Annotated in this window: 13 protein-coding genes and 2 riboswitches; of the genes, 5 read left to right on the top strand and 8 right to left on the bottom strand. The window is 35.6% G+C overall.

Annotated features, from left to right (window positions below; all coding sequences use genetic code 11):
- Window positions 1–34 precede the first annotated feature (34 nt).
- The 4 genes from PRVXH_RS01770 to PRVXH_RS01755 all read right to left on the bottom strand — a co-directional run bounded on the left by PRVXH_RS01770 (window position 35) and on the right by PRVXH_RS01755 (window position 4,630).
- The gene (locus tag PRVXH_RS01770; RefSeq protein ID WP_353893603.1) at window positions 35–1,411 is read right to left on the bottom strand and encodes a GntP family permease; all 1,377 of its coding nucleotides are present in this window, start codon (window positions 1,409–1,411) and stop codon (window positions 35–37) included.
- Between the two features lie 111 nt (window positions 1,412–1,522).
- Window positions 1,523–2,524, bottom strand: a complete 1,002-nt coding sequence (gene pdxA / locus PRVXH_RS01765; protein ID WP_353893602.1) for a 4-hydroxythreonine-4-phosphate dehydrogenase PdxA — start codon at window positions 2,522–2,524, stop codon at window positions 1,523–1,525.
- Window positions 2,517–3,848, bottom strand: coding sequence for a four-carbon acid sugar kinase family protein (locus tag PRVXH_RS01760; protein WP_353893601.1), 1,332 nt, complete (start codon window positions 3,846–3,848; stop codon window positions 2,517–2,519). Before PRVXH_RS01760 ends, pdxA begins: the two co-directional genes overlap by 8 nt.
- A 17-nt stretch (window positions 3,849–3,865) precedes the next feature.
- Window positions 3,866–4,630: a DeoR/GlpR family DNA-binding transcription regulator gene (locus PRVXH_RS01755; RefSeq protein ID WP_353893600.1), complete on the bottom strand. Its 765-nt coding sequence runs from the start codon at window positions 4,628–4,630 to the stop codon at window positions 3,866–3,868.
- A 536-nt stretch (window positions 4,631–5,166) separates the two neighbouring features.
- Between PRVXH_RS01755 and PRVXH_RS01750 the strand changes: the two genes are divergently transcribed.
- The 4 genes from PRVXH_RS01750 (at window position 5,167) to PRVXH_RS01735 (ending at window position 7,410) form a co-directional block, all read left to right on the top strand.
- A complete protein-coding gene (locus PRVXH_RS01750) occupies window positions 5,167–5,379 on the top strand; it encodes a helix-turn-helix transcriptional regulator (RefSeq protein ID WP_353893599.1) in 213 nt (70 codons plus the stop codon).
- A gap of 11 nt (window positions 5,380–5,390) precedes the next feature.
- Window positions 5,391–5,837: a DUF6773 family protein gene (locus tag PRVXH_RS01745; RefSeq protein WP_353893598.1), complete on the top strand. Its 447-nt coding sequence runs from the start codon at window positions 5,391–5,393 to the stop codon at window positions 5,835–5,837.
- Between the two features lie 191 nt (window positions 5,838–6,028).
- Window positions 6,029–6,160, top strand: coding sequence for a hypothetical protein (locus PRVXH_RS01740; RefSeq protein WP_353893597.1), 132 nt, complete (start codon window positions 6,029–6,031; stop codon window positions 6,158–6,160).
- A gap of 386 nt (window positions 6,161–6,546) precedes the next feature.
- On the top strand, window positions 6,547–7,410 hold the full coding sequence (locus PRVXH_RS01735) for an NAD(P)/FAD-dependent oxidoreductase (protein ID WP_353893596.1): 864 nt from the start codon (window positions 6,547–6,549) through the stop codon (window positions 7,408–7,410).
- A gap of 138 nt (window positions 7,411–7,548) precedes the next feature.
- Here the strand turns inward: PRVXH_RS01735 and PRVXH_RS01730 are convergent, their stop codons facing one another.
- The gene (locus tag PRVXH_RS01730; RefSeq protein WP_353893595.1) at window positions 7,549–8,910 is read right to left on the bottom strand and encodes a Na+/H+ antiporter NhaC family protein; all 1,362 of its coding nucleotides are present in this window, start codon (window positions 8,908–8,910) and stop codon (window positions 7,549–7,551) included.
- Window positions 8,911–9,025: 115 nt separating this feature from the next.
- Window positions 9,026–9,130: riboswitch (SAM riboswitch) on the bottom strand.
- A 73-nt stretch (window positions 9,131–9,203) separates the two neighbouring features.
- Window positions 9,204–9,292, bottom strand: a riboswitch (SAM riboswitch).
- Window positions 9,293–9,592: 300 nt separating this feature from the next.
- The gene (locus tag PRVXH_RS01725) at window positions 9,593–9,895 is read right to left on the bottom strand and encodes a DUF2752 domain-containing protein (protein WP_353893594.1); all 303 of its coding nucleotides are present in this window, start codon (window positions 9,893–9,895) and stop codon (window positions 9,593–9,595) included.
- A gap of 172 nt (window positions 9,896–10,067) precedes the next feature.
- Between PRVXH_RS01725 and PRVXH_RS01720 the strand changes: the two genes are divergently transcribed.
- Window positions 10,068–10,352: a hypothetical protein gene (locus PRVXH_RS01720; RefSeq protein WP_353893593.1), complete on the top strand. Its 285-nt coding sequence runs from the start codon at window positions 10,068–10,070 to the stop codon at window positions 10,350–10,352.
- 237 nt (window positions 10,353–10,589) lie between these two features.
- Here PRVXH_RS01720 and PRVXH_RS01715 read toward each other — a convergent pair whose 3' ends face one another.
- Entirely contained in the window at window positions 10,590–11,894 is a 1,305-nt protein-coding gene (locus tag PRVXH_RS01715) for a hypothetical protein (protein ID WP_353893592.1), read from the bottom strand.
- Complete coding sequence (locus tag PRVXH_RS01710; protein ID WP_353893591.1) at window positions 11,882–12,649, bottom strand: ABC transporter ATP-binding protein; 768 nt, start codon at window positions 12,647–12,649, stop codon at window positions 11,882–11,884. Before PRVXH_RS01710 ends, PRVXH_RS01715 begins: the two co-directional genes overlap by 13 nt.
- Window positions 12,650–12,708: the final 59 nt, after the last annotated feature.

Below are 12,708 nucleotides of genomic sequence, written 5' to 3'. Positions count from 1 at the left end.
CAGTCACCGTTTCCATTTAACCGTCTTTATAACTTTATCCAAAAATGCCGTTAAGGACTAACAAGCAAACAAAGCCTACAGCCCATGCAATAGTAGTTGTTACTGACCATACCCTTATTTGCTCTTTTACGTCTTTGATTCCAAGCGTGCGGTTAACAACCCAGAAATAGCTGTCGTTGAAATAGGAAAACACTAGCGAACCAACGCAAGCTGCTAATGCGGCAAACACTGGGTCCACTCCAAGACTACCCACCATTGGAGCAGTTATACTAGCTGCTGTTAACATAGCAACAGTACCGCTACCTTGAATCAGTCTAACCATTGAAGCAATAGCAAATGGCACTAAAATTCCTGGTATTCCGATACCGGCTAACCATAATGCTATTTCTTCACCTAAACCACTTTCGCCGATAATTCTACCTAAGGCTCCACCACCACCGGTTACTAAAATGATAATACCGGCAGATTTAATGCCTTCTTCCATATTTTCAATTGTTACTTCCCTAGTAAACCCTTTTGCTAGCCCAAAGATTGCAATTAAAAGACCTATTGCTACAGCTATAACAGGGGCTCCTAAAAATTCAATCATCGGATGTACAAAGTTTTCTAACTCATTAATATCAGCGTAAGCTGTCATTGTTGTATTAACTAAAATTAAAATAATTGGTACTAAAATAGGTAATATAGACATGAAAAACGATGGTAATGTTTTATTGTCATCCATATCAAGATTTCCATAGTCAGGCTGCTGAAATTGCGGCCTTATCCATTCACCTTCCTTATCACCCGGAAGCTGATAAATCTTTTTACCTACCCAACTGCCATATATCATTCCCGCAGCGGTCATTGGCACAGCTAATATAAGTCCCCATAACAGAATGCTTCCGATGCCCACGCCAAATATTGCAGCGACACCTACAGGGCCTGGAGTAGGTGGAACTAAAGAGTGAGTTATAACAAGTCCCAATGCCAAAGCAATACCAAGGGAAATAACTGATTTTTTTATTTTCCTAGAAATAGCTTTTGCTAAGGGTGAAAGAACAACAAACCCTGAATCACAAAAGATTGGAATAGAAACAATAAATCCAGTCAATGCCATGGCGATTTCCTCTCGGCCCTTACCAAGCATCTTAGTAAAGGTTTTTGCCATTCTTTCTGCAGCACCAGACATTTCAAATATTTGTCCCATCATAACACCAAAACCAATTATAATACCGATATTACCTAAGGTTGATCCAAATCCTGTTTGAATATGTTCCACTACTTCACCTGGTGCTACTCCGTTAGTAAGTCCAATAATTGAGGCTGAAATTATTAAAGCCAAAAACACATGGATCTTTGTCTTTAAAATAAATACAAATAGTAACACAAGACCTAATAAAAGACCTAAAATCCCAAAAGATGTAGACATATGATACTCCTCCTTAAAAATATTATATTTTTTTGCTGGTGCCCCACATTAAGTAGGGCACCAAATTAGTTGCTTGATAAGATGAGTTTAAATAATTCTATTAAATCATTACTATCTTTTAAAGTTAGGTCCATACTTTGCGCCAAGCTTGATAGCTTCAATTAAGCTGACAGCACTTGCCTTAGCGGTTCCCGCTATATCAAAGGCGGTACCATGGTCCACTGATGTCCTTAAAAAAGGAAGGTTATTTGTAATAGCTATCGTCCTTTCAAAATCCACCATTTTTGTCGCTATATGACCCTGATCGTGGTAAAGAGATAGCACTGCATCATACTTTCCATTTAAAGCTATATGAAATACCGAATCAGCTGGTATAATGCCTTCTACCTTATAACCATCTTTTTGAGCTCGCTCTATAGCAGGGGCAATCTGCGCTACTTCCTCATCGCCAAATAAACCGTTTTCTCCGCTATGAGGGTTTAGACCAGCAACTGCTATCGAGCCTCCCTTAACTCCTAATCGCTCTAAAGCCTTTGAACATCTAACAATATAATCATATACCCTTTCCTCAGTAACCATATCACAAGCCTTACGCAGCGAAACATGACGGGAAAGGAAAAACACCCTTAGGTTTCTGACTTCAAACATCGTAAGCGGATCATCTGTATCGGTAAGGTCTGCAAGCATTTCAGTATGACCGATATAGTTAACCCCTCCAGCAGCTAAAGCTTCTTTGTTAATTGGGGTTGTAGCAACTACATCAACCTCTCCATCTAAGGCAAGATCTACAGACTTTTTAATATATTCAAAGGCTGCCTTACCTGCAGCACCCTGAACTTTTCCTAGCTTTAGTTTTTTTATATCTACATTAGCTAAATCAATTAGATTTAACACACCAGGTTGATATCTTCCCTCACTAACTTTAGTAACCTCGTTGATTTCTAAGTTATTAAATCCGGTAATTTTGGCAGCTTGCTCTAATGTATCTCTATCACCAATAACTACCACCTTGCCTTCTTCATGTAAGCTGTCTTCTGCTATGGCTTTTACCACTATCTCTGGCCCTATGCCAGCTGGGTCTCCCATGGGAACTGCAATATACGCTTTACTCATCTATCTTCTCCTCCTTATTGGAATATTGATTTGTAGAAATTTTAGTTAATAGATATTCCAGCGCAGTAATCATCGCCTTAGAATCACCTATTAAACCACCCTTAGTTATAATTGGAGTGTTTTCATAACTACCACCTAGTATCTTTCCGTAGGCTGCTAATGGCAACACCTCATCTTTAACTTCTATCCCTGCTGACTGAAGGCTGTGACACACAGCAACAGTTACATCACCACCGCTTGTATACAACCCACCAATTTTGCCCTTGCTTTCTTCCATAACTCTTTTGGTTATCTCTCCAAGCCCCTTAGTAATCCGACTAGCCACATCATCTTCTGAAATCTTTAGTTCTTTTGCTATTTGGGGTAAATTCAACACACCGTCTTTGTTTTTGGTGGTTGCTACTCCAATGATTTTGTAACTAACCATATTCTGCACTAACTTGTTTGTTGCTCGTTCAATTTCTTTTTCTTTGGTATCATCATAGATTAAGTCCTTAGGTGATACTTTTACTGTTAACGGCCTATGCTTTAACTTTAGCTCTTCTAACTGACCTCTAGTAACATCGGTTACGCTTCCCACCACAAACATAGTTTTTTGTCCCAAAGATTTCTTCTTACTATCCTCTAGGATTTGGGAAGCAAGGGCGGATGTAAATGGTCCCGGGTCCACCGATATAGCATTAATTTTACTTTCCCTAGTCGCCTTTGCTATTTCTTTTATATCCTCATCAGTGGTTGCATCCACCACAACAATTCTGTTGCCCAATTCCCTTTGTTTTGCAAGCTGAACAGCTATAGTAGCGCTACCTTTTAACACTACTTTTAAGGGAATAAAGCCTAAAGAATAGTCTGTTTGCTCTTGAATTAGCTGTGGAATATATGATTGACTAATGGGAGTTTTAGGGTCTTGAGCCACGGCAGTTTTCTCCAGCGGCAAAGAATCAACAGTCAGATACCCCCCGACAGATGTCCTGCCCGATGAAGGAAAAGAACAAACCACGATAGCCATATGATCTTCTAAAATATCCAAAAGGGCCTCAGTTTCAGCTCCAATATTCCCTCTCAATGTGGAATCAATTCTATTGGCAAATAAAGAAACATCATCACCTTTAAAAAACTGGGCAACACTTTGCACACGTTGATAAGCACTTTCTGCACCAATAGCTCTACTATCAGTGCTTATAGATATTACTTCGCAGTTATTATCTTTAGAGTATCTATCAATATTAAGATAAGTTCCAGTTTTAAATCCCTTCCTAGCCAGTAGCACTCCAGTAGCATTGGCACCTGTTAAATCGTCAGCTATGATTACCACCTTTGACATCTTTTACGCCTCCTATATTAAACAATTGTAGCTTTAATTGATTCTTGTTCTGAGTTTATAGTGTCTATTAAGTTTTGTGGAAGGTCAGAATCGGTTATTACCACATCTAAATCCCTTAAATCTACCACCTTAGCAAAGCTTTTTTTGCCAAACTTGGAGCTATCAGCCACTAGCACCTTTTTCTCACCTGCTGAAAGCATTCTCTTTTTCAATTCAGCTTTATCTAAGGTTGGGGTTGTTATCCCGGCTACAACATCCACTGCAGAAGTTCCTACAAAGGCTATGTCGGCATATAGCTCACTAAAAAACCTTAACGCCGCCGATCCAAAACATGCACCGGTGTTTTTTTGTATCTCCCCACCACTACAATAAACGTCAACTTCTTGTTGGGAAAGATAAGAGGCAATTAACAGGTCGTTTGTAACAACCTTTATATTTTTAAACTTATCCAGTCTTTTTGCAATCGCCATATTAGTTGTCCCTGCATCTAAAATTATGGTATATCCATCCTCTATTAAAGTTGCAGCTTGATCTGCTATTTTTTCCTTAGCTTCTGTGTTTTCCTGCTTTTTTTCATCATATGGAATTTCTTGAGTTAGCTTTTCACCTAACACAGCTCCACCGTGGGTTCTTGTTAGAACCTCCTCTTTTTCAAGCTGTTGAAGGTCCCTTCTTATAGTCATAGGTGATACATTGAGTTTAGCCGCCACCTCATCAACTACTATCTTTTCGTCTCTTTTAAGCACTTCAATGATTTCTTTACGTCGCTCTGCTGGCAACATTAAAACCACCCCCCTCGCAAACATAAACAAACAAACTGTTTGTTCTTTTATGTTCGGTTTTGTTTTTATGTGTTCATTATATAGGTTGTATTCTGTTTTTTCAATGATTGTTTTCAAAAAATTGTGTGATATTTATCACTATCCTTTATTTTTGGGCGTTACCCCCTCTAAAAATCTTGAATTTTTTTATTATAAAAAAACACCACCTTTTATAAAAGTGGTGTTTTCATGGTTTAAGGCTTGTTTTACTCTGCCTTTTCCCTAATAAATAGAGGAACTACAGTATTGAAATATCAGAAGTCTTACCCCAAGAATTTTTAGTGCGCCTTTGCTATAAAATTGTGGTCATTGTGCTCCATATTGTACCCCCTAGATTATACACTTTTCTTTAGTTTTAATACAATTGACCCCCCTCCATATAATGATAAAAGACTATCAAATTTAAATTAAATATATATATTGCATCTTGCAATATATATATTGCATTTACTGTTTATAAATGTTAGCATGGTATTGAATTTAAAATGTTGGGAGGGATGGTTATACCTGCACAAAATATCAAGCTTAAATTAGCTAGAACTGCTAAGCAGTTGTCTCAACAACAGCTAGCTGAAAGGGTAGAAGTTACAAGGCAAACTATCAGTTTAATTGAGCAAGGGAAATACAATCCCAGCCTAAAACTTTGCATATCAATATGTAAAGCTTTAGATAAAACCCTAGACGACATTTTTTGGGATGACAGTTTATAAGGAGGATTTATATGTTTAAAAAAGTAAAAGATGAACGAGTAGAGCAACAAGTTGACAAGGTTGTAAATCAAGTTATGATGATTTTTTTGTTCGGGCTGCTTCTTGATAATTTTTATCGCCTTATAGTATTAGAAGTTCCTTTTAATGAGGTAGCTATTACCTTTTTTACTTGGTTAATAGGTTCCTTATATTTTGTAATCAGACTAGTTTATATGGGAATACTGCAGCCAATAGTTAGCTACAAAAAAGATTTCCAAAAAATTAAAAAGGCCGCTTTTTTGCAGGGACTTTTGGCTTCTACTTTATTTGGATTGTTATATGCTATCTTTATAGAGAATGATTTTAACTTAAAAATTATATTTCTAACCCTCTTTTTCTTTTTAGGTACCGTAGCTGTTAATTTAGCTATGGTCAAGCTGTCATACAAACGGCAAAATAAAGATAGTGATTACCAATAATAAGATGCTTTTCATTTTTGAAGCACTTTATAAAAAGTCTTGTTGTTCTTTATAATTTTAATAAAAAAAAGATAGCCCCCTAATCCTTTAAGGGACACATTTTAATCTTAGGTATTAATTTTAGGAGGCTGTACTTATGAAAGCTAGGTTAATGAATATTTTGCACTTATGATAGTAGGTTTTTTAGTAGCATGTGCTCTACTGAATCTATTGGTTCCAAAGATATCTTCTATGAAGTAAGTGGTGGAGAAAATACGTTAAATCAACTTGAGCCGTGGTATGCTGCTATGATTCTAGCAGAAGTTGCCATAGAGCAAAGCTGACTTTTGCCCCTTGCCCTATCCTTGGTTTTATAACTTGCTCTTTGCCGTAATAGCTTGAGGACTATTCTTAAACAGCTAATAACTGGGACTTTGTGTGATCAGCCTTTGTCGTACTTGTTAGTAGAGTGATCACCATATGGCTTTGAAAGATTTTGCTCACTAGCTATGCAGCGGTAAAAATCGCAATATTACAGACAGGCTTTCTCTCCTTAAAAGCTAGTTATTATCTAAATTAACAAAAAGTTTAGTAATTATAATTGTAATCATTTAAGCAATAAGATATACTATCTTTATACCCCAAAGGGGTATAAAGATAGTATAAAACTATGCTTGCAACTAAGCTAATCTTAAAAATACTTAAAATAAATAAAAGGATGTGATCAATTATGTCAACAAGGTATGACATTGCTATAGTCGGGAGTGGTCCGGCCGGCTTATCTGCTGCATTAAATGCTAAAATAAGAGGCAAAAATTTTATTATTTTTGGCTCTGACGATCTAAGTAATAAATTAATCAAAGCTAAGCAAATAGATAATTATTTAGGTTTCCCAAATGTCAGCGGAATAGAGTTAAAAAACAGTTTTGTTAATCACCTAAATAAGATGGATATAAATATCACCAATGAGAAAATTAACAACATCTACGCTATGGGTGATTACTATGCTTTAATGGCCAACGACCAGGTATATGAAGCATCAACTATTATACTAGCTTCAGGTGTTAATTTTGGTAAACCTTTTAAAGGTGAGGAGGAATTTTTAGGAAAAGGAGTGGGATATTGTGCAACCTGTGACGCCGCTTTATATAAAAACAAGATTGTAGCAGTAATAGCCCAAAATAAAAAGGATGAGTCGGAGGCAAATTTTTTGTCCACTGTAGCTTCTAAAGTTTATTACATTCCTATGTATAAAGAAGAAATAAGCGTAAATAAAGACATCGAGGTAGTTAAAGATATCCCTCTAAAAATAACAGGTGTAAACAAGGCCGATCAACTAGTGCTGAAAAACACAAACCTTGACATAGATGGGGTTTTTATACTGCGTGATAGTATATCACCAGCTCATCTTGTTCCTGGGTTAAGTGTAAAAAACAATCATGTTGAAGTTGATAACAATATGAAAACTAATCTAGACGGTTGTTTTGCTGCTGGGGATATTGTGGGTCAACCGCACCAATACATTAAGGCAGCCGGCGAAGGAAATATAGCTGCATTATCAGCTTGCTCATATCTAGATAGCAAGGATAAATAAAAGTAGGGCTAAAATCCATATCGGTCTGAAATATTGTAATTTTTTGCCTTCAGCCATGAATCGGTGAAAATTCCAACATTGCAATCCTGCCCCAGATGTTTTTCTCCACAAGGAGCTGTCGTCATATGATATATTTCCTTATTCTACTTCTTTTTCTTTTTTATCCCAATTCCAAGGTGGTTTATTAATTAGACCGTTGGCATAAGGAATGTAAATTGAAATTATAGCTGCTACCGCTAAAAACATTTGGTACCATAATAACGGTATAATATTTAACGGTGAAACCTGTCCTCCAGACAGTGTGCCTATAAGCAGCATCTGGGCTCCATAAGGTATTGCCCCCTGCATGACGCATGCAAAAATATCCAGCATTGCTGCACTTCTTCTAGGATCAATCTTATATTTATTACTAATTTCTTTAACAATAGGCCCATTTATTATAATAGCTACTGTGTTGTTAGCAACAGCAGCATCTGTTAATGAAACTAAAGCCGCTATTCCTAGTTCTGCAGATTTAGTTCCTTTAATAAGTTTTTGGACTTTATCTAGCAAAAATTGCACTCCCCCGGCTTTAGTTACCATAGCTGCCAGTCCGCCTGTAAACATGGATAACAAAAAAATCTCAAACATTCCACTAAAACCTTGATAAGTTTGTTGCGCAAATGTAAGTACAGACAACTGACTATAAAAAATACCTATAACTCCTGAGATAAAAATACCGCCAGTTAACACAACAAAAACATTCATTCCAGCTATAGCAGCTACTAGTACAAAGATGTAAGGAATAACTTTTGTCAAATTATACTCATATGTTTCCATCTCTACAACTGTCTCTGGGTTCCCAAAGAAAATTAATAGTACAATTGTTAGTAAAGCTGCTGGTAAGACTATCAACAAGTTAACTCTAAATTTATCTTTCATAGCAACACCTTGAGTTCGTGTAGCCGCAATAGTTGTATCAGAAATTATTGATAAGTTGTCGCCACACATACATCCCCCTAGCACTGCAGCTAAAGTAAAAGCTAAGTCAGTACCAGCTGCGTTAGCAACTCCCACTGCAATGGGACCCACTGCTGCAATAGAACCCATAGATGATCCAGTTGCCACAGAAACAAATGCGGAAATTATAAATAGCCCCGCAGTTACATACTGTGCGGGCACATAGGTTAGCCCTAAGTTTACAGTAGATTCAATTCCCCCCATAGCTTCGGTTACCGCAGCAAATCCACCTGCTAACAGATAAATAATACACATAATAATAATATCTTCATTGCCACAACCTTTTATAAAGTCTTCAATTTTTTCTCTAACAGTACCTTTAAACACAATAAAAGCCGATACAACTCCACATAAAGCAGCAATAGGTGCTGGAAACTCATAAAATGCCATGTCTACACCTTGAACTTCTAAAATAACCCCAGCCCCCAAAAATACTGTTACAAAAATAAAAAACGGTAACAATGCCCATCCATTAGATTTTTGATTCTTATTTTCTCCCATTTAATCATCTCCTGTTTCCAATAATAGTCATCTTTGTCAAGAGCGCTAAGTTAATCCACTAAAAAAACACTCCCCCAAAGATAAGAAGTGTTTTAGATCCTAAGATACTATTTTCTTCTTATCTTTCAGCTTTAAAGCTGTAGGATTTAGCACATTTCCAGTTTTAACTGGCTGTTGCCGGGTTTCATAGGGCCAGTCCCTCCACCTCTCTTGATAAGAAATATTAAGTTTTTCTAAATACAAAAAATCCTTCCTAACATCATGTAGGAAGGATTTTTTAACAAACTAATCCGTTCTTATCGATGTTAGCAGAACCACCTTATTATAAAATAGGTTGGCATAGGTTCAACGAGCTAACTCTCTCCCCTATTCTTGATAAGCTATTTTTATTTTAAATTATGATAACAGTTATTTAAAAGGATGTCAAACACTTGAGGAAAATTGATAGTGTCAAGAGTGATTCACATGTGATAATGTCTCAACCATCAATTATCCAAAAGATTTTCCTAATAACAATCTGGCCTACTACATATACAAAACAGAATCAATGTGTCCTTGTTGGTATAGAGCTTCCCTGTGAGCCTCTGAAATGTATGAGTTTTGCTCACAAGCTATGGAGCGGCGACAGTTGCAATATTCAGGCCTGATATATGGAAACTATCAGGCCCTTTAGATTACCATTTTACGGTCTTATTAGGTCAAACTGTGAAAGGGGTATATTTCTGGCAACCCCAAATAGCACCACAACTATCAACAACACCCAAACGCCTTTAGAAGACAAAGAAAACTGGGGAAGGGATTTGCCAGATAACACTAAAGCAATGCTTGAAGCTATATACCACAATAGTAGCGGTGTAAATAATACTGCTAAAACATTATGAGACATCGCTGCTAAAAAATTCCCTTGTATCATTTGAGTCAAAGCTCTAATGGTGCCGCAGCCGGGGCAGTATATGCCTGTTATCTCCCTAATGAGACAAGTCATCATAGTGTAAGGTGTAGCGGGGTGATAGATAGAAGAAGTAAAACCAATTGACCTTGTAAATAATTATAAATATATACCATTTTTTATTGGGCTTATAATTTTAGTAGAAATTTTACTATCAGTTAGTAATGCTTTTGGTATTTTGATGTTTGCGTTTCTTTTTGGAGTTTTTTTGATATCTAGGTATTTATTTTTTATACATTATATGGTCGATAAAGATAAAGGGGTTTTTTATTCATTAAGTAAAAGCTGGGAGTTAACAACTGATAAAGGGTTTAAATTATTTTTGTTTTTAATATTAGTTTTTCTAGTTGTTTTTACTCCAGTTTTTCTTAGTTATAATGTAGGAACAATGCTATTTATAATTTTATTGAGAGCTGTTTTTGCCTTTATTACATTTCCTTTAGCAGTGATGGCCACAATTTATTTATATCGTGAATTCAATCAAGAGGATTAAGTACGTATTCCCCAGTGCAACTAAGGCCCCTTGTTAAAAGTCAAATTACCACTCAACATCTTCAGGATAGTCTAATGTGACACTTAGCTCATCATCAAGGTGGCAGTCGTACTCCTCTGCTTGGGCTATAAAATCAAAAACACCACTTTGCATAGTGGTGTTTTTGCTGTTGCAATATTCAAAGGGCTGACCCAGATGGTTTGCCCTCTATATTTTCTATTTGAAATCTCTTATTAGCTAACATAAAACCTCCCCCTTAAAAAGCAATACACTTAATAAAGTAGATATCATAGCTACAGAAATCGCTGCATAGCTTACAGGCAAACTAAAAGCTAAATAGATAACGCCAATGAATATTATATAGAATATGATAAAAAGTTTAGGCTTTCTGATTGTTAAAATAGATAAAGTCGGTATCATCCAATTAATAGCAACTAAAGAAATAAGCACTCTTGTAGTTTCTGTAAGAAAAATTAAATACCCACCAAAAAAGATTAGAGAGATGATTGTCGGAATGATAAGTATGGTCTTAAAAACAACGTTAAAATCCAAGGGTAATATAAACCCATTATCAATGTTGCTAAAAATAGTAGAGTAGTGGTTTCTAAATAAGTTAATTAAACTTAAAGAAATAGCTACAAAACCTAACAACATAAGGTTAGGAACAAAAGCTTTTACTATTGCAGTAATTGTAATTAAATTAACAATTAAAATAAGCCAAACTGCTACTTTCATCCTTAAAAACGATACAACCTCTTTTAAAAGTAAACCCTTCCAGCCTGCCATATATCTTCTTCCTAAGATCTTATTATTTTTCTTGCCTTTCTTAGCTTCATTTGCTAAAGTTTGCAAACCAGCCCAATTATCTTCCAAGAAATACTTTTTACTTAAATAAATAAATCTACAGTCGCTTAGAAATTTGGGGTGATTCATATTAAAATTGAATTTTAAAAACACCCATACTAAGACAGTAGATAGCAGCATTAGTATTAAAAAGCTAAAATCCATAGTCATAAAGATTGACCACAGTACCATAGCGGATATAATTCGAACTAATAATTTACCTTTAAACTCAAAGCTATAGTAAATCAAGCTCAGAAATTGGCAGCTACACATAAGAAAAAGTAAGTTCAAAAATCTAAACCAAGCTTCAGATAAGTCAAAAGCTCCTAAGAATGTGAGGAAGGCTAATATGCCTAGTGAGATAATGGAGTTACTTAAAAAAAGCAAAGCAAACTTCATTAGATATAAGTGTGAAGATTTTATTGAACTACCCAGTATATAGTAATAACTAGGCAAAGAAAAATATATACAAGGTTTTTTATCCCAAACTGTCTTATGAAATATAAATATAGTGATAAGTAAGGATAATATAAACCTCCCGTTTTCTTGCACCATTTTATTGTCTATTAAAAGATCCACGTTACCAATGATAATTGCCCCACCGATTAGGATTGCAAGCAAGTATTTTGCTACTTTCTTAAAATTAGCTACATAAAACCTCCACTTTATTTTTAAAATAACTTTAATTAATCCGTACATGTTTCATCTTCCTTTGATTGAGCTAATAACTGCATAAACACGGTCTCAAGGGAGTGAGAGCCACCTGGGCATAAATTAGATTTTCTAATAAGACTTTCTTTTGTACCATGTCCAATTATTTCCCCTTTATTTAAGCAAATGTACCGATCACAAAAGGTTTCCGCTAAATCTAAAAGATGAGTAGACACCAAGATGCTTTTGTTATCCTTTTTTTGCTCTAAAAACAACTCTTTTAGTACCCATATTTGCTTTGGATCCAAAGCAGTGAAAGGCTCGTCTGCTAAAAGAACATCAAACTTTCTAAGTAATGAGCATGCTATTTGTAGTTTTTGCTTTGTCCCCTTAGACAATTTATCCGGCAGTTTGTTCTTATGTTCATATAATTCTAGCTTATCAATAATATAATTTACTGATTCATTAGCTTCTTTTTGTGTATAGTTATAAAGCATGCAAATAAAAAACAAGTGTTCTTCTAATGTTAATTCTTCAAAATATACCGGTTCGTCAGGCAGGTAAGAAATGTTTAGCTTATTTTGGCTTAAAAGCTTTATGTTTTTGCCTTTAAAGTAAACATCCCCACTATCTGGAGTGATATATTTCATCATTGTCTGAATCGCTGTAGTTTTACCTGCACCATTAGGGCCAATTAGCCCCACTATTTCACCTTCCTTAATGGCAAAAGAAACCTCATCTAAGGCTTTGACAGCATCATAATATTTAGAGATATTTTTAAACTCTAGTAGTTTATCCTCCATAACAATCCCCCCTTATTCTAAAATACTTAACACAACTCAACCGCTTGTTTCCAGTAACA

This window comes from Proteinivorax hydrogeniformans (genome assembly GCF_040515995.1).
GTDB lineage: Bacteria > Bacillota > Proteinivoracia > Proteinivoracales > Proteinivoracaceae > Proteinivorax > Proteinivorax hydrogeniformans.
Note: the sequence above shows the minus strand (reverse complement) of the source record. Positions and strands in the feature narration are given on the sequence as shown.